This window comes from Paralcaligenes ginsengisoli (assembly GCF_054781135.1).
On record NZ_BAAGUZ010000026.1, the window covers coordinates 32,765 to 56,225 of the forward strand.

General features: G+C 58.5%; 24 protein-coding genes. 8 read left to right on the forward strand and 16 right to left on the reverse strand.

Features of this window, described 5'->3' with window-relative positions; genetic code table 11:
* Positions 1–16 precede the first annotated feature (16 nt).
* The 3 genes from ACYVIS_RS12650 to ACYVIS_RS12660 are packed head-to-tail and all read right to left on the reverse strand — an operon-like array spanning position 17 to position 1,765.
* Positions 17–856 (reverse strand): anti-sigma factor family protein, encoded by an 840-nt coding sequence (locus ACYVIS_RS12650; RefSeq protein ID WP_232743439.1) that lies wholly within the window; start codon positions 854–856, stop codon positions 17–19.
* On the reverse strand, positions 853–1,377 hold the full coding sequence (locus tag ACYVIS_RS12655) for an RNA polymerase sigma factor (protein WP_460874115.1): 525 nt from the start codon (positions 1,375–1,377) through the stop codon (positions 853–855). The genes ACYVIS_RS12650 and ACYVIS_RS12655 overlap by 4 nt, the downstream gene beginning before the upstream one ends.
* A 13-nt stretch (positions 1,378–1,390) precedes the next feature.
* Positions 1,391–1,765: a COG4315 family predicted lipoprotein gene (locus ACYVIS_RS12660; protein ID WP_232743437.1), complete on the reverse strand. Its 375-nt coding sequence runs from the start codon at positions 1,763–1,765 to the stop codon at positions 1,391–1,393.
* A 267-nt stretch (positions 1,766–2,032) separates the two neighbouring features.
* Between ACYVIS_RS12660 and ACYVIS_RS12665 the strand changes: the two genes are divergently transcribed.
* From ACYVIS_RS12665 to ACYVIS_RS12695, 7 genes are all read left to right on the forward strand, one after another.
* Complete coding sequence (locus ACYVIS_RS12665) at positions 2,033–3,118, forward strand: polyamine ABC transporter substrate-binding protein (protein WP_370635947.1); 1,086 nt, start codon at positions 2,033–2,035, stop codon at positions 3,116–3,118.
* Between the two features lie 5 nt (positions 3,119–3,123).
* Positions 3,124–4,254, forward strand: coding sequence for an ABC transporter ATP-binding protein (locus ACYVIS_RS12670; RefSeq protein ID WP_232743435.1), 1,131 nt, complete (start codon positions 3,124–3,126; stop codon positions 4,252–4,254).
* On the forward strand, positions 4,251–5,171 hold the full coding sequence (locus ACYVIS_RS12675; RefSeq protein ID WP_460874116.1) for an ABC transporter permease subunit: 921 nt from the start codon (positions 4,251–4,253) through the stop codon (positions 5,169–5,171). Before ACYVIS_RS12670 ends, ACYVIS_RS12675 begins: the two co-directional genes overlap by 4 nt.
* Entirely contained in the window at positions 5,168–5,974 is an 807-nt protein-coding gene (locus ACYVIS_RS12680) for an ABC transporter permease subunit (RefSeq protein ID WP_232743433.1), read from the forward strand. The genes ACYVIS_RS12675 and ACYVIS_RS12680 overlap by 4 nt, the downstream gene beginning before the upstream one ends.
* Positions 5,975–6,050: 76 nt before the next feature.
* A complete protein-coding gene (locus tag ACYVIS_RS12685; protein WP_460874117.1) occupies positions 6,051–6,671 on the forward strand; it encodes a glutathione S-transferase family protein in 621 nt (206 codons plus the stop codon).
* A 122-nt stretch (positions 6,672–6,793) separates the two neighbouring features.
* A complete protein-coding gene (locus tag ACYVIS_RS12690) occupies positions 6,794–7,609 on the forward strand; it encodes a creatininase family protein (RefSeq protein ID WP_460874118.1) in 816 nt (271 codons plus the stop codon).
* 102 nt (positions 7,610–7,711) lie between these two features.
* Positions 7,712–9,106, forward strand: coding sequence for a YVTN family beta-propeller repeat protein (locus ACYVIS_RS12695; RefSeq protein WP_460874119.1), 1,395 nt, complete (start codon positions 7,712–7,714; stop codon positions 9,104–9,106).
* 21 nt (positions 9,107–9,127) lie between these two features.
* Here the strand turns inward: ACYVIS_RS12695 and ACYVIS_RS12700 are convergent, their stop codons facing one another.
* From ACYVIS_RS12700 to ACYVIS_RS12760, 13 genes are all read right to left on the reverse strand, one after another.
* On the reverse strand, positions 9,128–10,579 hold the full coding sequence (locus ACYVIS_RS12700) for a D-alanine--poly(phosphoribitol) ligase (protein ID WP_460874120.1): 1,452 nt from the start codon (positions 10,577–10,579) through the stop codon (positions 9,128–9,130).
* A gap of 9 nt (positions 10,580–10,588) precedes the next feature.
* On the reverse strand, positions 10,589–11,716 hold the full coding sequence (locus ACYVIS_RS12705; RefSeq protein WP_232743426.1) for an MBOAT family O-acyltransferase: 1,128 nt from the start codon (positions 11,714–11,716) through the stop codon (positions 10,589–10,591).
* 5 nt (positions 11,717–11,721) lie between these two features.
* On the reverse strand, positions 11,722–11,847 hold the full coding sequence (locus tag ACYVIS_RS12710) for a hypothetical protein (RefSeq protein WP_255696629.1): 126 nt from the start codon (positions 11,845–11,847) through the stop codon (positions 11,722–11,724).
* Entirely contained in the window at positions 11,844–13,028 is a 1,185-nt protein-coding gene (locus tag ACYVIS_RS12715) for a D-alanyl-lipoteichoic acid biosynthesis protein DltD (protein ID WP_460874121.1), read from the reverse strand. Before ACYVIS_RS12715 ends, ACYVIS_RS12710 begins: the two co-directional genes overlap by 4 nt.
* The gene (locus ACYVIS_RS12720; RefSeq protein WP_232743424.1) at positions 13,009–13,245 is read right to left on the reverse strand and encodes an acyl carrier protein; all 237 of its coding nucleotides are present in this window, start codon (positions 13,243–13,245) and stop codon (positions 13,009–13,011) included. Before ACYVIS_RS12720 ends, ACYVIS_RS12715 begins: the two co-directional genes overlap by 20 nt.
* A gap of 141 nt (positions 13,246–13,386) precedes the next feature.
* Positions 13,387–14,859 (reverse strand): inorganic phosphate transporter, encoded by a 1,473-nt coding sequence (locus ACYVIS_RS12725; protein WP_460874122.1) that lies wholly within the window; start codon positions 14,857–14,859, stop codon positions 13,387–13,389.
* Between the two features lie 162 nt (positions 14,860–15,021).
* A complete protein-coding gene (locus ACYVIS_RS12730; RefSeq protein ID WP_232743422.1) occupies positions 15,022–16,176 on the reverse strand; it encodes an acyl-CoA dehydrogenase family protein in 1,155 nt (384 codons plus the stop codon).
* Between the two features lie 65 nt (positions 16,177–16,241).
* On the reverse strand, positions 16,242–16,664 hold the full coding sequence (locus ACYVIS_RS12735) for a PaaI family thioesterase (protein ID WP_460874123.1): 423 nt from the start codon (positions 16,662–16,664) through the stop codon (positions 16,242–16,244).
* An 8-nt stretch (positions 16,665–16,672) separates the two neighbouring features.
* On the reverse strand, positions 16,673–18,193 hold the full coding sequence (locus ACYVIS_RS12740) for an MDR family MFS transporter (RefSeq protein WP_460874124.1): 1,521 nt from the start codon (positions 18,191–18,193) through the stop codon (positions 16,673–16,675).
* A 9-nt stretch (positions 18,194–18,202) separates the two neighbouring features.
* Positions 18,203–19,426, reverse strand: coding sequence for a PrpF domain-containing protein (locus ACYVIS_RS12745; RefSeq protein WP_460874125.1), 1,224 nt, complete (start codon positions 19,424–19,426; stop codon positions 18,203–18,205).
* Between the two features lie 79 nt (positions 19,427–19,505).
* The gene (locus ACYVIS_RS12750; protein ID WP_232743418.1) at positions 19,506–19,745 is read right to left on the reverse strand and encodes a DUF3820 family protein; all 240 of its coding nucleotides are present in this window, start codon (positions 19,743–19,745) and stop codon (positions 19,506–19,508) included.
* Between the two features lie 16 nt (positions 19,746–19,761).
* Complete coding sequence (locus ACYVIS_RS12755) at positions 19,762–20,931, reverse strand: benzoate/H(+) symporter BenE family transporter (protein ID WP_232743417.1); 1,170 nt, start codon at positions 20,929–20,931, stop codon at positions 19,762–19,764.
* A 172-nt stretch (positions 20,932–21,103) separates the two neighbouring features.
* Complete coding sequence (locus ACYVIS_RS12760; protein WP_460874126.1) at positions 21,104–22,006, reverse strand: LysR substrate-binding domain-containing protein; 903 nt, start codon at positions 22,004–22,006, stop codon at positions 21,104–21,106.
* 86 nt (positions 22,007–22,092) lie between these two features.
* On the opposite strand from ACYVIS_RS12760, the gene ACYVIS_RS12765 reads away from it, so the two are divergent.
* A complete protein-coding gene (locus ACYVIS_RS12765; RefSeq protein WP_460874127.1) occupies positions 22,093–23,436 on the forward strand; it encodes an acyclic terpene utilization AtuA family protein in 1,344 nt (447 codons plus the stop codon).
* Positions 23,437–23,461 lie beyond the last annotated feature (25 nt).

The following is a 23,461-nucleotide window of genomic DNA, read 5'->3' on the forward strand; positions in this document are numbered from 1 at the left end:
AACCAGCCACTGCCTTCTAACCGGGCTCCAGTTGCTCGTAGACGGCGGTGGCTATAGCCACCAGCTTGCTTTTATCGATACCGGCCGAGAGCGCGTAGCCGAACTTGCCGTCTATCCAGTAAAAGACATTGACCGGGCCTTCCTGGGCAAAGCGAAAGCCGGTGTTTTTGTTGTCGGTGTTTTCGGTGGAGACATAGAGTGTCAATCGGCGGCCGGAGGTGTCCTGGTACATGAATTGCGCGACCGGCCCGTGGGAGCCCGGCAGCAGTCGCCCGCCCATCAGATCGTATCCCAGCGCGTCGAGCTTGGGAGGGTGCAGGGGAGAACCCAGCCGTTTGGACAGCCACTTGACCAGATGATCTTTTTGGGCCGATCCGACTTCCACCGGATGCAGCACCTCGGGGCTGTAGACCAGATGCGCCATGGCGGCCCGGCGTGCCAGGCCTGTCATTTCCGCTACCTGAGATGACGCGGCATCGCCCGCCTGGGCATGGAGTTGGGCTGGTTCGATGGATCCTCGCCCGACCCAGCCCGCGGCGGCTCCGACAAAGACAAGCACGAAACCAGCAGCAATGCGCGAAAGGGATGCGGGCCGCAGGCGCCACGGCCCGGCCGCTTGACGGGCAAATCCGGGGGGCGTGACGGCAGCCCGATGCAGGCGTTCGGGAATTGGTTCGTCCAGCACTTGGCTGTAAAGCGATTTGATGGCCAGTTTCTGCTCGCGGTAAGCCTGTATGCGTTCGGCTTCGTCGCGACGGGTCGCCAGGTAGCTCTCGATGTCGGCGTGACGCGATTCCGGCAGCACACCATCTGCATAAGCCTGCAAATCGGATTCAGTCACCACTAGGGGTTTCATTTCACCACCTTCAACGAATTGACCTGAGGGCGCCCTTGCATCTGCGCACGCAGCTTTTCTCTTCCCCGCGACAAGCGCGACATGACGGTTCCTGACGGAATCCCCAGCGTGCGCGCCACTTCCTCGTACGACATGTCTTCCAATGCAATCAGCAACAGTACCTCGCGTTGTTCGACGGGCAACTGCGCGAGCGCCGTTTCAAGATCGCGGATTTCGAGCGCATCGGCCTGGGTTGCCCGGGTCGATGCTTCGAAACCCGTATCGTCGATGGGCGTCGTGGCCAATCCCGGCTTGCGCCGCTGATCCACATGCAGATTGTGCATGATGCCGAATAGCCATGCGCGCATGTCGCTGCCTTGCCGCCAGGTATGAAGCCGGGCCCAGGCGCGTTCACAGGTATCCTGCACCAGGTCGTCCGCGCCGCTGCGCTCGCCAACCAGGGCGCGCGCATAGCGGCGCAGACGGGGCAGGCATGCCACCATCTGCGCGCTTTCATCATTGATGGGCGGTTGAGCCCTCATGGCCGTTCAGGTATCAGTCTTTGGCAGCATGCCACATGTTTTTGAAATTGTCGCCAGTGCGGTCGCCGGGTTTCTGGTCCGATTTGTAGTGGTAGAGCGGCTTGCCTTCGTGAGCCCACTGCTTGGTGCCGTCGTCGCGGGTAATGACCGTGTATTCGCCCTTGGCGCTGGCATTCTTGTCGGCTGCCAGAGGCGGCCAATTGGCGGCGCAAGGCCCGTTGCAAGCGCTTTTGCCGCTATTGGCGGTATCCTTGTCGAAAGTGTAGAGAGTCATGCCTGCCTTGTCGAGCAGCATGCCGTTCTTGCTGACCGGTTCGTTGGCGCTGGCGCTGCCGAAAGTGCTGCAACCGGCCAGGACAAATGCTGAAATGATCAGTAGTTTCTTCATTGTGGATTCTCCAGAGGGTGGGGTGGATTGATGGTGAGCTTACTCCTGGGTATACGGACCGGGTAGCGGCTTTATTCCGCAGGCATGAAAAATATGCGGCGTCGGGCGGCTGGGAAACTTATCGGACGGCATTGTGCGAGGATATACGGGTTTGCCAGGGCATTCCGTGTATTTAAAACCGACTTTCGAGCCCAAAAAGGCTTTATCATCACGTTTTTTCGTACTTTGTTTTGTAGCCGGAGGGCGCCTGCGATGAAGTTCTGTCTGATGCCGCGATTGATAATGGGTGCGGCCGTTGCCGTCCTGGCCAGCTCGTCCTGGGCCCAGGAAAAAGTTGTCAATGTGTATAACTGGGCGGAATATACGGCGCCGGACACGATTTCGGGATTTGAAAAGGCCACGGGCATCAAGGCGCGCTACGACGTCTACGACAGCAACGATACGCTGCAGGCTAAATTGCTGACCGGCAAATCGGGCTATGACGTGGTGGTACCTTCAACGCATTACGCCGCGCGCCAGATTGAAGGGGGGATTTTCCAGAAGCTCGACAAATCGAAGATGCCCAACCTGAAGTACCTGGATCCCGACATCATGGCACTGGTTGCCACGGTCGATCCGGGCAATCAATATCTGGTACCTTGGGGTTATGGCACCAATGGCCTGGGTTACAACGTGACCAAAGTCAAGGAGATCATGGGCGCCAATGCGCCGCTGGGCAGCTGGGATATGCTGTTCAAACCGGAAAACGCCGCAAAGCTGAAGGCCTGTGGTATTTCCATGCTCGACGAGGCGGCTCAGGTGTTTCCCGCGGTACTGCACTATCTGGGCAAGGATCCCAACAGCAGCCAGCCGGCAGATTACAAGGCTGCGCTCGATCTGCTCAAGAAAATACGCCCTTATATCCGGCAGTTCAGCTCTTCAGGCTATATCGACGAACTGGCAGGCGGCGATTTGTGCATGGTTTATGGTTATTCGGGCGATGTCATGATTGCCCGCCACCGCGCCCAGGAAGCCAAGAAAACCTACGACATCAACTACTACATTCCCAATGGCGGCGCCCCTGCGTGGTTCGACACCATGGCCATCCCCAAGGATGCTCCCCATGTTGCCGAAGCGCTGGCGTTCATCAATTACATTGAAACTCCGCAGGTTCATGCCGCCATCACCAATACCATGTTTTATCCCAATGCCAACAAAGAGGCGCGCAAATATGTGCTCAAGGAAGTTGCCGATAATCCCATGATCTACCCGCCTCCCGAGGTGGCCAAGACCTTGTTCGTCATCAAGCCCCAGCCCTTGGCAATTCAGCGCTTGCAAACGCGCATGTGGGCCGAACTCAAGTCGGGACGCTAAACGCCATGGTCGATAGCCGCGTGGGGCCGCAAGCCTGGTCGCCCGATCCGGATGAATTCGTCCGGGTGAGCGATCTGGTCAAGATATACGGCGATACAGTGGCCGTGAAGTCGGTGGATTTGTCCGTGCGGCGCAATGAGCTGTTTGCCCTGCTGGGTAGTTCGGGTTGCGGCAAGTCGACCTTGCTGCGCATGCTGGCGGGCTTCGAGGCCGTTACTTCGGGGCGGATTTACCTGGATGGCGAGGACATCACCGATCTTCCGCCATACCGGCGGCCGGTCAATATGATGTTCCAGTCTTATGCCCTGTTTCCGCACATGACGGTGGAAGCCAATGTTGCGTTCGGCTTGAAGCAGGAAGGGGTGCCCAAAAACGAAATACACGAACGCGTTTTCGAGGTGCTGGACCTGGTGCAGATGGCCGGTTTTTCACGCCGCAAGCCGCACCAGCTGTCGGGAGGCCAGCAGCAGCGGGTGGCCTTGGCGCGCAGCCTGGTCAAGCGTCCCAAACTGCTCCTGCTTGACGAACCCATGTCGGCGCTGGACAAGCAGATACGCCAGAAAACCCAGATCGAACTGGTCAAGATCCTCGATCAGGTGGGCGTGACCTGCATTCTCGTAACGCACGATCAGGAAGAGGCCATGACCATGGCCAGCCGGCTGGCGGTCATGACCGAAGGGCAGATCGTGCAGTGCGGTACGCCGCACGATGTATATGCTTTTCCCAATTCGCGCTTTGTGGCCGGCTTTATTGGTTCGACCAATTTGTTCAGCGGCACCATCGTGGTCGACGAGCCCGATCACGTGCTGATTGAAAGCGCCGAGCTGATGCGTCCTCTCTATGTCAGCCACGGCATCAGCGAACCCCTGGGCATGGAAGTGCATGTATCGATACGCCCGGAACAGATACGTGTGCTGCGCGAACAGCCCGAAGCGGAGTCCAATTGGGGGCATGGCATGGTAAGCCATGTGGCCTGGCTGGGCAGCTACGCGCTGTACCAGATCCGCCTCGATTCCGGCATGGTGATCAATGCGAGCGTGCCCAGCATGATGCTGGCGCAGGCGGATGCGCCAGGCATCGATGACGAAGTGTTCGTCAACTGGGCCAGCGATAGCGCAACGGTGTTGCCGGCATGAAAAGCCTGTTGCCGCACAGAACATGGTGGTCGACGCGTTCGCTGGCGATTGTCCCGCCTTTTGTCTGGTTGCTGCTGTTTCTGCTTCTGCCGTTTGTGCTGGTTTTAAAAATCAGCTTTGCGGATCTCAAGTTCGGGATTCCGCCTTATACGGCATTGGCCGAGCTGAAAGATCAAACCTTTTCGATCGCCTTGCATTTGCGCGGCTACGCATTGCTGTTCAGCGACAGCCTGTACATTGCGACCTATTTGAGTTCGGTCAAGATTGCGGCGATCACAACGCTTTGCTGCGCCCTGATCGGCTATCCCATGGCCTATTACATAGCCCGATCCGATCCCGTCGTGCGCAATGTCCTGTTGCTGGGGGTCATACTGCCGTTCTGGACTTCGCTGCTGCTGCGCGTTTACGCGTGGGTGGGGATCCTGCGCAATGACGGCCTGCTCAACAAGGTATTGCTGTGGCTGGACTTGATCAAGGCGCCGCTTGAAATCTATCGCACCGATCTGGCGGTCTATATAGGTCTGGTCTACGGCTATCTGCCTTTTTTCATCCTGCCCTTGTATGCCTGCCTGGTCAAGCTCGACGACCGCCTGCTGGAAGCCGCCTGCGATTTGGGTGCGCGCCCCTGGCAGGCCTTTTTGCGCATAACCCTGCCGCTGTCGATACCCGGTGTGATAGCCGGTGCGATGCTGGTGTTCATCCCCGCGGTGGGTGAGTATGTGATCCCCGAGATGCTCGGGGGAGCCAATACGCTCATGATGGGGCGGGTCATGTGGACGGAATTTTTCAACAATGCCGATTGGCCCATGGCGTCCGCTGTAACCTGCGTCATGGTGCTGCTGTTGCTGGTGCCCTTGGCGCTGTTCCAATACAACCAGGTTCGGCAGCTTGAAGGGCGGCACGGAGGAGAGCAATGATACAGCCCAATCGCATCTGGCGCGCCCTGGCCCTGACACTAGGCTATCTCTTTCTGTATGTGCCTATATTGTGCCTGATGGGTTTTTCCTTCAACGAATCGTCGCTGATGACGTCGTGGTCGGGTTTTTCCTTCAAGTGGTATCACGAACTGTTCCGCGATCAAGCCTTGCTCAGCGCCGCGTGGCTGTCCTTGCAAATTGCGGCCCTGACCGCCACGGCGGCGATGGTGATCGGGACCTGGGCCGCCTATGTGTTGGTGCGGATGGGGCGATTCCGGGGCTTTGCGTTATATATAGGCATGTTGAGTGCTCCGCTGGTCATCCCTGAGGTCGTGCTGGGGATTTCCCTGTTGCTGATGTTCGTGGAAATGAGCAAAGTGCTGGGTTGGCCCGACGGCAATGGCATGTTTACGATCTGGGTGGGGCATACCACCTTGTGCGTGGCCTACGTGGCTGTGGTGATTCAGGCTCGCATACGCGATCTGGATCGATCCCTGGAAGAGGCCGCCCTGGATCTGGGCGCCACTCCGCTCAAGGTGTTTTTCGTGATTACCGTCCCCTTGATCGCTCCCGCCCTGGCCGCCGCTTGGCTGCTGTCGTTTACCTTGTCGCTCGATGATGTCGTCATCTCGTCGTTCTTGTCCGGACCGGGCTATACCACCTTGCCGCTTGAAGTTTTTTCGCGGGTGCGCCTGGGCCTGCGCCCCGAGGTGAACGCACTGGCAACCCTGTTCATCCTGGTCGTGGGTATTTTTGTGATCGTGGCCAATCGCATGCAGTGGCGCAGGACGTCGGCTAGTTAGTTATGGCAGGCCACCATAGGGCCTGCCAGGACGTATACTTCAATTCGTCGATTCGACACAGGAACAAGGAGCAGGCATGTTGACAATCTGGGGGCGGCAGAATTCCACCAATGTGAAGAAGGTTCTTTGGTGCGCCGACGAGTTGGGCATCGATTACGAGCATATCAATGCGGGCGGCCCGTTTGGTGTGGTAGACACGCCCGAATATCGGGCCATGAATCCGAACGGCCTGGTGCCGTGCATCAGGGATGAGGGCTTTGTCCTCTGGGAGTCCAATGCCATTGTCCGCTATCTTTGCGCCAAGCACGGAGCCGAGGCTTTGCTTGGGCAGGATCCGGCGCAGCGCGCCAGGGCGGAGCAATGGATGGACTGGGCGACCTCAAGCCTTGCCGCGCCGTATCGCGACCTTTTTCTGAATGCCGTGCGGCTTCCTGTCGAGCAGCGAAAGCAGGACGTGGCCGAGAAAGGCTTGCAGGCCTGCATCAGCCAATTCGGCATTGTCGATGCCGCGCTGTCCAAAACTCCTTTTTTATCGGGCGATGTTTTTGGCGTGGGCGACATTCCGCTCGGTTGTTTTGCGTATTCCTGGTTCGAGATGCCCATCGAGCGGCCGCAATTTCCGCACCTGCAGGCCTGGTACCAGCGCTTGACGCAGCGGCCCGCCTATCGGAAAAACGTCATGATAGCCCTTACATAGAACCGGATTTGGCATTGCCCCGGATGCCGGTGCGTGGGATCGATGCGCCGGCGGGGCAGCCTTTGAAAGGGTTCCGGGCGTTTTACAGTATGATTCGTCAAATCCCAAGACCGGCTACTTCCATGTCATTAGTTCTGAAACGGTTCCTTGCAAGCCTTTTTTTCTTTGCCGGCATACAGATGGCTTGCGCTCAGGTTCCCCGGACGGTCCTGCTTGAAAACCTGACCTGGACCGAGTTGCGCGACCAAATCCAGGCGGGCAAGACCATCATCATCATTCCCATTGGCGGCACCGAGCAGAGCGGGCCTTATGTCGCCTTGGGCAAGCACAATGCCCGCGCGCTGGCCTTGTCGCAGAAGATTGCGCTGGGGCTGGGCAATGCCCTTGTCGCCCCGGTCATCGCTTATGTGCCTGAAGGCGGATACAACCCGCCGACTTCGCATATGCGCTTTCCCGGCACGATTACCATTCCGGACGATGTGTTTGAAAAAACCCTGGAGTCCGCCGCCAACAGTTTCAGGGTCCACGGTTTTCGCACTATCGTCTTTCTGGGCGATCATGGCGGCTACCAGAACGACGTGAATCGCGCGGTAGCCCGTTTGAACAAGGCCTGGGCAAAGCTGCCGGCGCGTGCCTTTGCGCCTCCGGAGTACTATCAGGCAAGCTCCCAGGGGTTTGCCCAGATACTGCGTGAACATGGCTACCGCAATGACGAGATCGGGACACATGCGGGCCTGGCGGATACCTCGCTGCTTATGGCGGTGGCGCCGCAGATGGTGCGTCAGGACAGCATGCGCGGCGGGCCGAAACCGGGAGCCGCCGATGGCGTTTACGGCGGAGATCCCCGCCGCTCCAGCGCGGACCTGGGGCGTCTGGGGGTCGATGCCATTGTGGCCCGGACCATTGCCGCGATTCGCAAGGATACCGCGAGGCAATGAGCATGTATTTCCGTTTGTGTTTTCGGGGGCCTGATGCAAAGCTTCCGGGCGGGCTATCGGCCGCTTCAATATATTCATCATAACGTTTGTGGAATTGCCATAATGAGACACGCCAAGCGTCAATTTATTCGAACCGCCTTATCCTTCAGCCTGACGCTGGGTGGTATTTATGCCGCGACTGCCATTGCGGCCGATTCCGGACAAGCCTCCGGGCCGGCGGCCGCCGCAACAGAGTCGATGCCGGCGATGCCCGGGCACTCGTCGGGCGATGCGATGGCGCTTCATAATGCCTCTTCAGCCGGCACAGCGGCGGCGCCGGCCGCCGATCCCGCGGCGGACAAGGAGCCCACTCCGGCCGAGCCGCCTGCCGCGGCACAGAAAGCTGCCGTGGCCGACTCCGGCACGACGGCCAGCGATCAAGCGATCAAAACAGTGGAGGGCATGCCGCCTGTCGTCAATCCCGAAAACCTGTACAGCGAGACTACGGCCGGCAAGCTCAGTCCTGTGGTCAAGGATGCGCTGGCGCGGGTGTACGTGCCCAACGTGAAATCGAACGATGTGTATGTGATCGACCCGGCGACTTTCAAGGTGGTGGGGCGTTTCAGGGTGGGTGCCAATCCTCAGCATGTGGTTCCCGCCTGGGATCTCAAGACCTTATGGGTGGCCAATAACGCCGAAGGTACGGCCCACGGCAGCCTCACGCCGATCGATCCCGACACGGGCAAGCCCGGCAAGGCGCTGCCTGTGGACGATCCTTACAATATGTACTTCACTCCCGACGGAAAGTCCGCGATTGTCGTGGCCGAGGCGCTCAAGCGGCTTGATTTCCGGGATCCGCATACGATGAAGCTGCAGTTCTCGATTGCGACGCCCGGGTGCGGCGGCATCAATCATGCCGACTACTCCATAGACGGCCGATTTGCGATCTTCACTTGCGAGTTCGATGGAGGCCTGGTCAAGATAGACATGGTCGAACACAAAGTGATGGGTTATCTGAAGCTGGCCAAGGGCGGCATGCCCCAGGACATACGCAGCTCTCCGGACGGCAAGATATTCTATGTGGCCGACATGATGGCCGACGGTGTTTACGTGATTGACGGTGCGAGCTTCCAGAAGATCGGCTTCATCAAGACGGGTGTGGGCACTCATGGGCTTTACCCAAGCCGCGATGGTTCCAAGCTCTATATTACGAACCGCGGTTCCAACAAGATTCACGGCAAAGCCAAGGGGCCGGGCAGCATCTCAGTGCTCGATTTCGCCACGCGCAAGGTTGTGGCCACCTGGCCGATCCCCGGCGGCGGCAGTCCGGACATGGGCAATGTGAGCGCCGATGGTAAATATTTGTGGATATCCGGCCGTTTCGACAATGTGGTTTATGCCATCGATACCAATACCGGCGCGGTGAAGATCATTCCGGTTGGCACCGAACCGCACGGCTTGACCGTATGGCCGCAACCGGGCCGGTATTCCCTGGGGCATACGGGGAATATGCGGTAGGGGACGCTACGCGGGCGGGCCTTATTTCGCCAGATAACCCTGCAATAAGGCCTTGCCGTCGATCTTGTGATTGACCGACATCGGAAACGAGGTCACGGTCAGAATTTCGGATGGCAGCATGTATGGCGGCAGGCATTGTTCCAACTGAGGTTTCCACTGCCCGGCCGGGAATGGCGACCATTCCGCGATCGAGTTTTGCTTGCCAGACGATTCCAGTTCCACAAAGCCCAGTAAACGCACCACCGTATGGTCGGGGCGCCGCAATGCCAGGCAAATAGCCGCCTTGACCGTGTCGAGCGCTTGCAGCGCCAATGAAATCTCGGATAGCTCGATTCGATAGCCGTTGAGCTTGACCTGATCGTCGCGGCGACCGTTGCACCACAGCAGGCCCGTTTCGTCTATCTGCCCCAGATCGCCGGTTTTGAAGCCGCGCCGGCCGTCGCCATGCACAAACAGTTTTTCCGCGTTCAGATCGGGGCGATTCAGATAGCCGCGCATCACATGATCGCCGACGATGCAGATTTCGCCATCCTGGATCAGGATTTCGCAATCGGGCTTGGCATAACCCACCGGCAACACGGCATGCGCATCCAGCGTGGCCTGGTCGATTTCTATGGATGTGGTGGCGACGGTTGCTTCGGTCGGGCCGTAAGTGTTGAGGATTTTGGCGGCCGGAAACCGCTGTTTCAGACGCTTGCCCAGAGCGACCGGAAGCACTTCGCCGCAAAATAAAAAAGTGTCCAGCGAGGGTAGAAATTCGCCCGAGAAGTTTTTATTCAATAGCTGCTGGTGAGCAAAAGAAGGGGTGGACACCCAGCATGTCACGTGATGCTCGGCCAGACGAGCAAGATAGGCCGGGCCGTCCTGGATTTGCTCGCGTGAATTAAGTATGCAACTGCCGCCGCTGGCCAAGGTATCGAAGACTTCGAACATCGACAGGTCGAAGCTGAAAGGCGCCTGGTTCATGAAAACCGGAGCGGGCCCCAGATTGAAGCGGGATTGCATCCAGTCGCCCAGCAGCCTGACGCTTTCACGGCCAATCTGCACCCCCTTGGGCTCGCCCGTGCTTCCCGAGGTAAACAGGATATAGGCAAGATCTTTTTCCGGCAGGGCAGTCGGGCTGTTGCCAGTGGGCATAAACGTGCCCGTCGTGGCCTGGTAGACCAGTGAAGCGCCGACGATGTCGACGATTTTCCGGCGGCGTTCGTCGGGATAGATGGTATCGACGGGAACAAAAGGCGCGCCCAGCGTCAGGCATGCGGTCATGGCGACAAAGAAGCCGGCCTGCTTGTGGCCCCCAAGTACAACGGGCATATCTTTTTGTATGCCCAGGTCGCGAGCCTGCTGGACCCACAGCGCGACTTCAGCCTGGAGTTCGGCCCAGCTCAGGCTGCGATCGCTGCCGGCCACGGCGAGACGGTCCGCATTATGGGCGGCGTCGGCGAATTGCATGGTACGCAGATCCAAATGCATGGGAACCTCTCAAATAGGGCTGCGACCGCTGAAGACATACAGGGCGAGCATGGCAAATGCCAGGGTAAGAACACGTCCGCCCCATTGCGCCGGCCGGCTTGAAAGCCATTGCTGGAGCGCCGGGCGCTGTTTTGCGGCAAATACCAGCCGATTATGCACGACCGAGTAGGTACCGAACATCATGCCGCTGACGATGTAGTGCAGTTGCAGGCCGTTCCATATTCCCATGCAGAACAGTGTGGCAAAGATGCCTATGTTCTGCGCCGCGAAGCGGTGCTGCGAAAAAAAGGAGTCTTTCGACAAGGCTTTGTAAATGGGCATGAAAACCACATCGCGCAACCATTCCGAAAGGCTGATATGCCAGCGCCGCCAGAAATCCTGGGGGTTTTTGCTCAGGATCGGGTTGTTGAAGTTCGACGGCAGGTTTACACCGAACATTTTCCCTATGCCTGCGGCCATGTTCGAATAGCCGGCAAAATCAAAATACAGATAGGCGCTGTACAGCACTGCATTGAGCACGACTCCACGCAGGGAATAATCGTGCGGGGAAACGACATTCAGGCCATAAAGCCAGATCAGGTGGGCGATGGCGAACTTCTGCACGATGCCCAGGAGCGTGGTTTCGAAGCCGGCTCTCCAGTGGCCCATATTGATCTGGCCGAATCCTTTCTGCAGATCGGCCTGAAAATTGCGCCAGCGGTACATGGGGCCGGCCAGCAGAGTCAGAGGGAAAAACAGATAGGTGACATAGTCCAGCGGATGAATGGTTTCGTTTTTGTGGGCAAACAGCAGCACGTCGACGGCCCTGAATGTGACGAAAGACAGACCTATCATCCCCAGGAAAGTCAGTGCGTGCGTCTTGACCAGCAGCAAGGGCAGCATGGTGAGGACAACGGCTACCCGGGTTGCGATGTAGCCTCGCCGGCACAGCCATAACGCGGCGGACTGCACGACGAGCACAATGACCGCCTGCAACGGGCGATCCCAGAAAACCAGCGCTGAAGTCAGTATGCTGAAAAATGCCAGTACATAGCGCAGGCTGATCCTGGCGCGCATTGCCAACGGGCCGAGCACCGACAAAGCCAGGCTTGCCAGCAGCGCGTCGAGGAAAAAATCGAAACTCGCGAACAATTCCATTATGTTCAGAACTGCTGGTATTCGTATTCGACTTTCATCGGTCCGCCCAGATCGGACGGCGCGCGCGCCTGCAGCGTCAGCACGAGAATCAGGCCCAGATACAGGCAGACCAGTTTGATGAATCGTTTCATTTGGAAAAGTGCTTATCGATACCCTGGTCCACCAGGGCCCAGCCCAGTTCGGCCAAATGCATATCGTCGTGGAAAATGCCGGGTACCGGGCGAAGCGGGTACAGATTCAGGCAGGACATTTGATAGCGCCGGCACATGGCCATGATGCTGCGCACCGTGGGGATGAATCGTTCTGAATCCAGCACCAGCTTTGAATTCAGGGGCTGCATGACAAAGAACGCACGCACTTTCTTTTGCTGCAAATATTCCATCAATTGCGACAGGTCGGTAAATTCGTGGGCGGCCAGCGGGTCGCCGCGGGCGAACTCCTGGTGCGTGGGATCTTCGACCAGGGACAGGTGTGATTTGTAATATTGATTGCGCACGGCGTAGGGATTGTCGTTGCTCAGCAGCAGCCCCGTGGCCCGCGCCTGGGCCAGCAGTTCGGGCCAATTGGCCTCAGGCAGGGCGGGCGGGATGGGGAATACGGCGTTGCGCGTGGCTTCTATGGCCGCCGGCGTAGGAGTGTAGGCGGCGCCGCTGACGATGGGCTTGCCGCTGATCCACATCTGCAGCTGATCGCGGAACTGGGCAAGCCGGGCTTGGGCCAACAGGCCGAGTATGCCCCAGGTTTCATGGTGGCGCGCCCAGTAAATCAGGTTTTTCCGGGCTTGGGGCCTATCCCAAAGATTACTGAGCACCGGGCCCGAGATATGTTCGGCAAACGCGCTGGAAGGCAATTCTCCTTCGGCGGCAAACCAGGCCGGCGAGAGCATGATGACCAGCTTGGTTTCGGGGGTAAAGGCCGAGGACAGCGATTGCAGTACCCGGAAAATTCCGTAGGATTGGAATTTCGCATGGCCATAGGCCAATGTGGGGACACCCAGTTCGGTCGGGAAAAAACGATAGGGCACAAAACGCAAATCGTGGCTCGATAGTTCGGATGAGCCCATGATGACCAATGTGCCGTTGCCGAGGGCCGTGCGCATGCGCTCGAAATTGACCGACTGCTCATTCCAGTTGTCGCCCATATTCGGCAGGTAAACACCTGCCTTGGCGTTCAGTCCGTCGGTGGCAACAGGCTTGAGTGTGCGTGTCAGATATGGGCTCAGGCCCATATCGATCAAAAACGCAATGCTTAAGGCAGTCAGTGCAGCGAGCAGGTGCTGGACCAGGGATCTGTTAAGTATTCGCCGCCACATAGGCCGTGATGCTTTTGACCGACTCTAGAATCTGCGCGATTTCGGGGGCGGGAAGGCCGCAACCGAATTTGTCTTCAATGGCCAACGCTATATCGACAGCGGCCATTGAGTCGACCAAGCCCGATTTGACGAGCGATGTGTCAGGCGCAACAGATTTGAAAATAACCGATTCGACGATAGCCAGAATTTCTATTTCTATATTCTGAGCGACTAACATTCGAGGTAAACCCCTTCGGCAAAGCCGAAAAAAAACCATAAAAGAACAACTTGGCATTATCGTTGAAAATGTCTGAATTGCCGCTTAATCTTTTTTCAAAAGGCTTATTTTCCGGCATGCTGTGTTTTTTTCCCCACAGGATCAGACCAGTTTCATACCCAGGATGAATAGCCCGGCTGCCAGAATCATCGCGGCGGGCAAGGTCAATACCCACGCCAGCACGATATTGCGCGCAGTTCCGCGTTGCAGGCCGCTGCGATTGGCCACCACGGTTCCGGCCACCCCCGACGACAGCACGTGGGTGGTCGATACCGGCAGGCTGAAGACGTTGGCCATGCCTATGGATGCGACGGCGGTCAACTGCGCCGCCATGGCCTGGGCATAGGTTATGCCTTGCTTGCCGATTTTTTCACTGACCGTTTCCACCACGCGGCGCCAGCCTACCACCGTGCCCAGGCCCAGAGCGAGCGCGACCGCGGCGATCACCCAGAAAGGAGCGTATTCGGTCGTGGCGGTCAGGTCTTTGCGTATGCGCAGCACGTCGGTGCGATCCGAGGATGGCAAACCCTTCATGCCGGCAAGGTTTTTGGCCGTATTGTCCAGGCACAACAGGTAGTGGCGCACATCGATGCGTTTGCGGTTATCGAGCTGCCGGTAATTGTCGACGCCCGCCAGATCCTGGATCAGCAAGGCGGTCGTTTGCGGTGTCTTGCGTGGATCGCAGGCCGCGTCTCCGGATATGCCGTCGGTGGCTCGCTGGGGGTATTGTGCGAGGTATTGCTCGAGCGTCATGGCATCGCGCTCGAAGAAATGCGTCAGGTGAATGGCGGCGTTGCGCGTGTAGTCGATATCATAGCTGCTGGCGTTGACGTCCAGCACGAACTTCCCGGGTACGATGCCTATCAGCACCAGCATGATCAGGCCTATGCCTTTTTGCCCGTCGTTCGAGCCGTGGACGAAACTCAGGCCCATTGCCGACAGGACCAGTACCAGGCGATGCCAGAAAGGGGGGTGTTTTTTGCCATCGACTTCGCGGCGCTGTTCGGGCGTTTTATGCATTTTGGAGTCGGGCATCCAGCGTTTGGCGGCCCAGAGCAGGAATCCGGCCAGCGCAAAGCCCGTAATCGGCGATATCACCAGCGACAAACCGATTTCCGCCGCCTTGCCCCAATTCACGCCGGTGCTGAGCGCCGTATGTGTCAACCAGGCATTGGCCATGCCGACCCCGAGTATCGAGCCTATCAGCGTATGAGAGCTGGATGCCGGTATGCCGAAATACCAGGTGCCCAGGTTCCAGGCGATTGCCGCGGCCAGCATCGAGAACACCATGATCAGACCGCGCGCGGTGTCGACGTTGACCAGCATCTCTACCGGCAGCAAGTGCACGATGGCATAAGCCACGCCTACACCGCCCATCAGCACTCCGAAGAAATTGAAAATTCCCGACAGGCTTACCGCCAGATGTGGGGGCATGGCCTTGGTGGAAATCGCCATGGCAACCGCATTTGCGGTGTCGTGGAAGCCATTGATGAATTCGAAGGCCAGCACGAAAGCCAGTGCCAGCACCAGGCTAAAGCCTAGCCAGAAATGCAGGCCGGAAAAAATGTCGAACATGGGGCGGGGGCGCAGGGGAGAAAGTGCTGCGATTATGGCAGATTTATGAATTGTTTATGACAGAAGGGTGAGAAAATTTGTTACATCCGTGTCAGCCAACTGTTCGCTGCGCCCGCCGGGCATCCGTACCCGGCCCTGTTTATGCGGAATTGCCGGCCTTGCTTACACGTCCTGTTCCTTGATCAGGTGCTTGGCGATAATAACCTGCTGGATCTGCGAGGTGCCTTCGTACAGGCGGAACAGGCGTACATCGCGATAGAAACGTTCGATGCCGTATTCGGTAATGTAGCCGGCGCCGCCGAAGATCTGTACCGCGCGATCGGCAACACGGCAGCACATCTCAGTGGAGAAGTACTTGGCGCAGGAGGCCAGGACCGACACATTTTCTCCATCGTCGCGGCGGCGCGACGCGTCGAGCACCATGCATTCCGCGGCATAGATTTCGGTTTTGCTGTCGGCCAGCATGCCTTGGATCAACTGGAAGTCGGCGATGGCATGGCCGAATTGCTTGCGCTGTCCCGCGTATTGCACGGCATCCCGCAACATGCGTTTGGCGGCGCCGATAGCTACCGCTGCGATGTGCAGGCGCCCCTTGTCCAGCACTTTCATGGCGGTTTTGAAGCCAACTCCTTCTTTGCCGCCAATCAGGTTGGCCGCGGGAACGCGGCAGTTTTCGAAAATGACATCGCAGGTATGCGCGCCTTTCTGGCCCATTTTCTTATCGATCTTGCCCAGCGACAGGCCCGGAGTGTTGGCCTCGACTATGAAAGCGGAAATGGCCGAGGCGCCCCTGGCTTCCCGCGATGTGCGGGCCATGACCGTGAATATGGCGGCGTGGGGGGCGTTGGTGATGAAACGCTTGGTGCCGTTCAGCACATAAAAGTCGCCGTCGCGGTCGGCGGTGGTTTTAAGCGATGCCGCATCCGAGCCGGCCTCGGGTTCGGTCAGCGCAAAAGATCCGATCAGTTCACCCGCCGCCAATCCGGGCAGATAGCGCTGTTTTTGTTCCGGCGTGCCGTCGATGACCAGGCCTTGCGAGCCTATGCCGTTGTTGGTGCCTATCAGGGAACGGAAGGCGGGCGAAGTCTGCCCAAGCTCCATGGCGATTCGGACTTCTTCTTCCATGGTGATGCCCAGCCCGCCGTATTCTTCGGGGAGCGACAGGCCGAACAGGCCCAGCTCTTTCATCTGCCGAGCTATTTCCGGCGGGATCTGGTCAGTTTCGGCGACCTGATCTTCAATGGGTACCAGCGCCTCGCGGACAAAGCGGCGGACGCTGTCTTCCAGCATGGTTTGAATCTCGGGGTCGCGAATCATGGGATTTCTTTCCTGTAATGAAGTCTGTTTCCTGGGACATTGAACAGTTTTTATTGCGTGTGTTCCTAGCGGCCTGCTTGCCGTTCCATGACTGCAAACACACCGCTGGCCCGCAATATTTTCTGGTCGCCCACGAACAGAGTGCAATCTGCAAAGGCCAGGCGCTTGCCGGTTTTTTGTATGCTGACGCGCGCAGCCACCCATTCACCTATTTTTGCCGATTTCATGAAATCGGTGTTCAGGCTGACGGTGACCAAGCCTACAGGCATAGAGTAGCTTTGGACGATTGCATCGCCAAGAGCGGTGTCGGCCAGTGTCATCAGCAAGCCGCCATGAGTGATGCCGCGCAAATTGCCGTGCTTTTTCTCGATGCGTATGGCCAGTTCCGAGCGCCGGCCATTTTCGATTTTTTCGAAAAGCGGGCCGCATAGATCGGTGAATTCACTACGGTTTTGAAGCGGGCGATAGCCTTCCGGTATGTCTGTCATTGCTGTACTCAAGATGCGGGTTTTTTCCCTTCGAGGGTTTCGTCGGCGATTACCAGGCTCAATATAAACGAGACGAAAGCGATCAGTGCGCTGATGACGAAGATTTTCCGGAAAGCGCCTTCCACGGTTATGGCCAACTGGGCCTTGACCATGGCGTCTATGTGCACCTGCGCGTCGCCCATCATGGCTTTGATGATATCGGCCCCCGAAAATGAGGCGACCGCCGCGGGAACCTTGGCTTGCAGGGTGGCCAGAAGAAGCGCCATCAGCACGGCAATACCGATGGCGGCGCCGAGCGACCGGCAGAATGCCGATACCGCGGTGGCGATGCCTACGTATCGATGTTCCACTGCGTTTTGCACGGCGACGGTCGATGTGGGTAATTGCAGTCCGATGCCCAGCCCGATGAGCGCCATGCATACAAGGCCTGGCACGACAGTGTGCGGATTGATGAAGGCCAGCCCGAGCACGGCCAAAGGCACTATGGAGGCCCCGGCGATTTGGATGCGCTTGTAGCGGCCGGTGCTGGTCATCAGTTTGCCGCCGATAAAGGCGCCGAAGGGTACTGCCAGCGACAGGGGGACCAGTTGCAGCGCCGCGCCGTCGGCACCCACGGTGGTCAGCATCTGCAAGCGTAAAGGAATCAGTACTGAAAGCGAGACGATTTGGATGAATGCGATAAACAGGATCGTGCAGGAAATGGCGACCGTGGGGCTGCGGAACAGATTGAGCGGAACGATCGGTTCGGCCGTATGCTGTTCCTGCCAAAAGAAGGCGGCCAAGGCGGCGAGGGTGGCGGCAAACAATTTCAGATTGCCTGCATCGAGCCATGCGCTGCCCTGGCCGACACGCGTTACGCCAATCAGCAAGGTCGCCAGGCCGATAGTCAGCAGGATTGCGCCGGGGTAATCGATGGGCCGTTTGATGTTCGGGGTAGGCAGCAGTTTCAAGGCCCGGCGTGAAATGAACAAGGCTATCAGCCCCAGCGGCAGATTGATCCAGAACACCCAGCGCCAGGAAAGATAGGTCGTCAGGAATCCACCTGCAAGCGGCCCGGTTACGCTGGCGACGGCGAAGGCGCCGCTGATATACCCCTGGTAGCGGCCACGATCGCGCGGCGCAACCACGTCCGCCACAATGGCCTGCGCAACGGAAATCAGACCGCCGCCGCCCAGGCCCTGGACAATACGCGAGCCCACCAGAAAAGGCATGGACGGCGCCATGGCGCAGGCTATGGATGCCAGCAGAAACACACTGATGGCGCTCGAGAGCATGATGCGGCGTCCGTACAGGTCGCCCAGCTTGCCATAGATGGGCGTGGCAACCGCCACCGCAATCAGGTAGCCGGATACAACCCATGCGAGCAGGTCGACCCCCTGCAGGTCGGACGACATCATGGGCAGCGCCACCGAGACAATGGTCTGGTCCAGGGCGCCCAGTAGAATCGCCAGCATCAATCCTGTGATTACGGAACGTACATCGGTGTGAGACAGGGTGGAATAAAGCGGAACTTCTTTAGTGTTGGACATTGTTGGCGATTATTGAGACAGGTAGGCTTTCAGTTCGTTGGATGCCCGGTACAGAGGCATCGAACCGCGCAGCAGAATCTGTGCGCTGCGGCGGTATGCGGCTTGTTCAATACGGGTGTGTCCGTCATCCAGGACGGCGTCGACGCGGGCTTCCAGGATTCCGGCGGGGTTTTCAATCAGGACGCGCTGGGTTTGCGACTGACCGCTTACCGGCGACAGCCCGGCGGCAATGCCGTGCGCCACGGAGCCTGGCAGCAAGCAGGCCGCGGCCAGGCAGCAGCCTCCCGACACGGCCAGCGAGGCATGTGCCTGCTGGGGAGTGAAGTAACGGGCGTTGATGTTTCCGCCGGCTTGCGGCGACGACACAATGCAGACTTTCGGGATGGTTTCACTGGCACGCAATTGTTCCGCCGTCATCAGGCTGCCGTCGCGGTTCTTGAGCTCCATCTTGTGCCCGGCATCCGTCCAGAGCTCCCGCAGGCGGGCTTTGAACTGGAGGTCGGCATCGAGTTCCCCGGCCGTTTCGCAACCGGTTTTGCCCAGGTCGGCCGCGGCCACGATTACCATGGGTACAGCGACATCCACGCAACTGACATCCAGGCCAGCGATGCGGTCAATGACTGCGCCGGTGGGCAATAGTCTTCCGGTCTTGGCGCCGACCGGTTTATGCAGATAAAGGTCGACTCCGGGGAAGGCGCCTTCCACACCGGGGATTTCCGTATTGGCTTCGAGCCGGCCTTGTTGCAGTTGCATGACGGCCGACAATCGTGTTTGGGTATTGGTATTGAATATGTCCAGCGTGGCAGCCGATGGTTCCGGCCCCCATTGGGCCAGTCCGGTGTCGAGTGCATAAAGCGGCAGGGCGGCCGACATATTGCCGCAATTGACACTCCAGTCGATGGCGCTTTTTGTTGCCGCCAGCTGCGCCAATGTGCTGATCAGGGTTTTGCCGTCTTCGCTGAAATCGACAATAAAAACCTTGTTGCTGGTTGCCGGGCCGCGCCCCAGTCCTGTGATTTGCCTGTTCTGGGTGCGTTCTCCCTCGAGTGGGACTCCCATCAGGTGCCGGATCAGTTCGTCGCGCAACTCGGGCGTGGCCGGCAGATGGCGTTGCCAAAGCACTATCCCGGTGGAAGTTCCGCCGCGCATATGGTACACGGGGAACTCCACCACGCCGGCATGCAGGCGCGGGGCCAGATGCGCAAGGCGGGGGTCTGGGAAAGCATCAAACATTATGGCTCGGCTCTATATACAAAGTTTTTATCGCAAGCGATGCATGATACTTGCGTCGCGGACACGATCATAGCGTTTCTTATTCTACTTTAGTGCCGCCGGCGCCTGTTTGGCCTCGCAAAGGCGCCAGGAGCGGGGACAGGCCGTTGTGATCGATTTCCTGCATCAAGGCCAACAGGCGGCCGATCTCGCCTTTGGGGAAACCTTCGCGGGCAAACCAGTTAAGGTAGTGTCCCGGCAGGTCGGCGATCAGGCGCCCTTTGTACTTGCCGTAAGGCATGGTGCGCGTCACCAGGAGCTGGAGGTCTTCGGGATTCATCGTCGCCTGCCTGCCGCTAATGGAGTCTGATGCGTATGGAACGGCTTATCACATGCGCAACAGTCCCGAACACCAGCCCCCAGAATGCGCTGCCTATGCCCATGAGCGTAAGTCCGGATGCCGTCGTTACAAAGGTGATCAGGGCTGCCTCGCGCCCGTTCGCGTCCTCGAGTGCGCCGGCCAGGCTGTTGCCGATAGTGCCCAGTAGCGCCAGGCCTGCGATGGCGGCCACCAGTTCCGAAGGAAAAGCCGTGAACAGCCCGACCACTGTGGCACCGAAAATACCCGTCGCCAAGTAGAAGAGTCCGGCCCAGATCGAGGCCAGATAGCGTTTTTCAGGATTGGGGTCGGCGTCCTTGCTCATGCAAATGGCCGCGGTAATGGCCGCCAGGTTAAAGGAAAAACCGCCAAACGGCGCCAGCAGCAAACCCGTTATTCCGGTCCAGCTGATAAGCGGCGACGCCGGCACCTGATAGCCGTTGGCGCGCAGCACCGCCAGGCCCGGCACATTCTGGGAAGTCATCGTAACGATGAACAGGGGGATGCCGACCCCGATCAAGCTTGAAACGGAAAAGCTGGGCATCATGAATACGGGGCTCGCCGGAGCCCAGTTCAAGGCATCGAGCTGCAGAAGGTTTTGCACCGCCGCCCATGCAATACCCACCGCCAGCGCCAATGGAACGGTATAGCGGGGCAGCCATTGCCGGGCCAGCAAAAAGGTAAGGAACATCAGGCCCACCAGTACCAACTGAGTCTGCATGGCGGTAAACAGGTTCATCCCGAAGCGGATCAGTATCCCGGCCAGCATGGCCGAGGCAATGGCCTTGGGGATGTAGTGCATGATCTTTTGAAACCAGCCCGTGATCCCGCATACCGTTATCAGCAGCGAGCAAAACAGGAAGGCGCCAATCGCCTCGGACATGCTCAGCCCGGACAGGCTGGTGGCCAATAGCGCGGCGCCGGGCGTGGACCACGCCGTCAGCACCGGGCTGCGATAATAGAGGGACAGGCCGATGCAGGTTACGGCCATGCCTACGCCCAGCGCCCAGAGCCATGAGTCCAGTTCGGCCGGGGTGGCCCCGGCAGCGTGCGCCGCCTGGAAAACAATGGCTACCGAGCTGGTGTAGCCGACAAGCACCGCAATGAAGCCGGCGGAAATGTGGGAAATCTTGAACCAGTTGCTCACAGCGGTCCTTCTTGGCTAAGAACGTGCGGCGCCATTCTTTTATCGGGCGCAAAAGCGGCATGCTAACACTTGAAGGCTGCTTCTTCACGAATGAGCCGATGGTCACTGCCGCCGAGCCTGGTGTCCGGGAGGGCGCCATGCTTGGGCGCGATTCGGCCGAGTTGCATTGATTTCACTTGTCCAGCATGCCTCCCGGGGGCGATTTTTCAATTTGATTCCACATTGCCTGCGCTGCCGCCGAAAGGCTTCTGTCCTTGCGCTTGATAATATAGATGGGGCGCAATGCTTTCCTGGCATTGATGGGACAAGCAAGCAGGCCGGGGCGATTACAGAGATACACTGCCAGTTGGGGCACAATACTGATGCCGAAGCCGCTGGAGATCAATCCGGCCAAGGTGCCGAACTGCGCAACCTCCAGGCCGCTGTCGCGAATTTTGGTTCCGCTTAGCAAGCCTTGCATCTGTTGCCATACGCTGCCTGAACGCACGGTGTGGATAAAGTCGCGGTCCTTGAGATGGCTTAGCCTGATTTGCTTTAGATGGGCCAGGGGATCGTCTTCCCGGCAGATCAAATACAAGCGCTCATTGAACAGCAGCCGTGTGTCGAACTCGAGATCGTTACCGCGTTGTGCGTTAAGGCCCAGATCCACTTCGCCTCGGGCGATCATATCCAGGCAGCGGTCCGAAACGACATCGTGCAGGCGTATATCGATTCCCGGATGATCCACTTTGAAGTTGGCCATCAGTTGCGGCAGCCAGGCGGCAGCCAGAGAGGGCGGGGCCGCTATGGAAACCCGGCCTTTGCGCAGCAGGGATCTCTCATTGAGTTCCGCCATGGAAGCGTGGATTTCGGCGGCTATGCGATGGGCGCCGGAGGAAAACACTTCTCCTTCGGGAGTAAGAGCCACATTGCGGGTATCTCGATCAAAAAGGCGGGTGCCGACCTTTTCTTCCAGGCGGCCGATCATCTGGCTGAAGGCGGAGGGCGACACATGACAACGCTGCGCCGCAATCGAGAAGCGCCGGGTTTCTTCCAGAGCCAGGAAAGCGTCGATCAAACGACCGGAAAGATTCATTAAAAAAACAGTATAAACATTAAGATATATTAAGTTTACATACAAAAACAAATGGTTCAAGCTTGCCGTGGAAAAGGAGCAGGGATATGGATCGTTTACTGATAGGGTGCGGCGCCGGCTTTTCAGGCGACCGTGTCGACGCCGCCGGCCCGGTGGTGCGCACGCTGATAGAGCGGGGAGGCCCCGCCGCTCTTATGTTCGAAATGCTTGCGGAACGGACTCTCGCCACGGCACAGCTGGCCCGGCGCCTTGATCCCGAGTTGGGCTACGAGCCATTGCTGGAATTGGAGTTGCGGCCCGTTCTTGCCGATTGTCTGAATCATGGGATAACCATTGTTGGAAATTTTGGTGCAGCCAATCCTCGGGGAGCGGCGCAGATGATCCGGCGATTGGCTCGCGAATTGGGCCTTGTGCCGCCACGAATCGCCGTAGTATCGGGCGACGATTTATCCAGCAAGGCAGGAAGGCAAGTTATAAGAGACTGTCTGCCCGGCGGTTTTGACGACGATCGCTTTGTATGCGCCAACGTGTATCAGGGGGCGTTCGAGATTGCCGGGGCCATCAAGGCCGGAGCGCAAATCGTCGTTACGGGCCGGGTAGCCGATCCATCGCTTGCCCTGGGGCCGGCCATTGCGCATTTCGGCTGGGGCCGGACTGATTGGGATCTGCTTGCCGCAGCAACCATGGCCGGCCATTTGCTGGAATGCGGCACTCAAGTTACAGGCGGGTACTTTGCCGATCCGGGAAAGAAAGATGTGCCCGGCATGCATGATGTGGGCTTTCCCATTGCGGAGATCTCCCCGGACGGCGCTTGCGTCATCACCAAGGCGTCTGGCACCGGCGGACTGGTCGACGCGCGCACGGTCAAGGAACAGCTGCTGTACGAGTTGCATGATCCGGCGGCTTACATTACTCCCGATGTCGTGGCAGATATCAGCGAGGCTGAAGTCACCGAACTGGGCCCGGATTGCGTAAGGCTGAGTGGTGTGCGCGGCCATGCCCGAACAGCCACGCTCAAGGCCAATGTGTTCTTCGATGGAGGGTGGTTCGGCGAAGGCGAGATCTCATACGCGGGTCCGAATGCCCAGGCGCGTGCGCGCCTGGCAATGGATATGATGCAAAAGCGGATGGGCAAGGTTCTGGACCTGCGCTTCGATCTGATTGGCGTGCTGAGCATAATCGGAGACGATGCCGGTCGCCTGCTGCAAAGCATTCCAGATGGGCAATCTACGGATATACGCCTGCGTGTTGCAGGCAAGCATGAAGACGTGCGGGTCATCGATCGCTTGTTGCGCGATGTGACCGCACTATGGACGGGCGGGCCGGCGGGGGGAGGAGGAGTGCGCGTAGCCAAGCGCCAGCGATTATTGACCCAGTCCTGTCTGGTGCCCAGGGATCAGGCCCCAGCCACTTTTGAATTCCTAGCCTGAAATTTATAACTTGAGAGTCTCTTGG

What these genes read in the sequence shown, in the direction of transcription:
- ACYVIS_RS12760 (WP_460874126.1), bottom strand. Translation starts at nt 22,006, where the DNA reads ATGAATCTTTCCGGTCGTTTGATCGACGCTTTCCTGGCTCTGGAAGAA.
- ACYVIS_RS12695 (WP_460874119.1), top strand. Translation starts at nt 7,712, where the DNA reads ATGAGACACGCCAAGCGTCAATTTATTCGAACCGCCTTATCCTTCAGC.
- ACYVIS_RS12740 (WP_460874124.1), bottom strand. Translation starts at nt 18,193, where the DNA reads ATGTCCAACACTAAAGAAGTTCCGCTTTATTCCACCCTGTCTCACACC.
- ACYVIS_RS12705 (WP_232743426.1), bottom strand. Translation starts at nt 11,716, where the DNA reads ATGGAATTGTTCGCGAGTTTCGATTTTTTCCTCGACGCGCTGCTGGCA.
- ACYVIS_RS12715 (WP_460874121.1), bottom strand. Translation starts at nt 13,028, where the DNA reads ATGTGGCGGCGAATACTTAACAGATCCCTGGTCCAGCACCTGCTCGCT.
- ACYVIS_RS12765 (WP_460874127.1), top strand. Translation starts at nt 22,093, where the DNA reads ATGGATCGTTTACTGATAGGGTGCGGCGCCGGCTTTTCAGGCGACCGT.
- ACYVIS_RS12650 (WP_232743439.1), bottom strand. Translation starts at nt 856, where the DNA reads ATGAAACCCCTAGTGGTGACTGAATCCGATTTGCAGGCTTATGCAGAT.
- ACYVIS_RS12655 (WP_460874115.1), bottom strand. Translation starts at nt 1,377, where the DNA reads ATGAGGGCTCAACCGCCCATCAATGATGAAAGCGCGCAGATGGTGGCA.
- ACYVIS_RS12690 (WP_460874118.1), top strand. Translation starts at nt 6,794, where the DNA reads ATGTCATTAGTTCTGAAACGGTTCCTTGCAAGCCTTTTTTTCTTTGCC.
- ACYVIS_RS12665 (WP_370635947.1), top strand. Translation starts at nt 2,033, where the DNA reads ATGCCGCGATTGATAATGGGTGCGGCCGTTGCCGTCCTGGCCAGCTCG.
- ACYVIS_RS12685 (WP_460874117.1), top strand. Translation starts at nt 6,051, where the DNA reads ATGTTGACAATCTGGGGGCGGCAGAATTCCACCAATGTGAAGAAGGTT.
- ACYVIS_RS12735 (WP_460874123.1), bottom strand. Translation starts at nt 16,664, where the DNA reads ATGACAGACATACCGGAAGGCTATCGCCCGCTTCAAAACCGTAGTGAA.
- ACYVIS_RS12660 (WP_232743437.1), bottom strand. Translation starts at nt 1,765, where the DNA reads ATGAAGAAACTACTGATCATTTCAGCATTTGTCCTGGCCGGTTGCAGC.
- ACYVIS_RS12750 (WP_232743418.1), bottom strand. Translation starts at nt 19,745, where the DNA reads ATGAATCCCGAAGACCTCCAGCTCCTGGTGACGCGCACCATGCCTTAC.
- ACYVIS_RS12680 (WP_232743433.1), top strand. Translation starts at nt 5,168, where the DNA reads ATGATACAGCCCAATCGCATCTGGCGCGCCCTGGCCCTGACACTAGGC.
- ACYVIS_RS12725 (WP_460874122.1), bottom strand. Translation starts at nt 14,859, where the DNA reads ATGTTCGACATTTTTTCCGGCCTGCATTTCTGGCTAGGCTTTAGCCTG.
- ACYVIS_RS12745 (WP_460874125.1), bottom strand. Translation starts at nt 19,426, where the DNA reads ATGTTTGATGCTTTCCCAGACCCCCGCCTTGCGCATCTGGCCCCGCGC.
- ACYVIS_RS12700 (WP_460874120.1), bottom strand. Translation starts at nt 10,579, where the DNA reads ATGCATTTGGATCTGCGTACCATGCAATTCGCCGACGCCGCCCATAAT.
- ACYVIS_RS12710 (WP_255696629.1), bottom strand. Translation starts at nt 11,847, where the DNA reads ATGAAACGATTCATCAAACTGGTCTGCCTGTATCTGGGCCTGATTCTC.
- ACYVIS_RS12670 (WP_232743435.1), top strand. Translation starts at nt 3,124, where the DNA reads ATGGTCGATAGCCGCGTGGGGCCGCAAGCCTGGTCGCCCGATCCGGAT.
- ACYVIS_RS12720 (WP_232743424.1), bottom strand. Translation starts at nt 13,245, where the DNA reads ATGTTAGTCGCTCAGAATATAGAAATAGAAATTCTGGCTATCGTCGAA.
- ACYVIS_RS12730 (WP_232743422.1), bottom strand. Translation starts at nt 16,176, where the DNA reads ATGATTCGCGACCCCGAGATTCAAACCATGCTGGAAGACAGCGTCCGC.
- ACYVIS_RS12675 (WP_460874116.1), top strand. Translation starts at nt 4,251, where the DNA reads ATGAAAAGCCTGTTGCCGCACAGAACATGGTGGTCGACGCGTTCGCTG.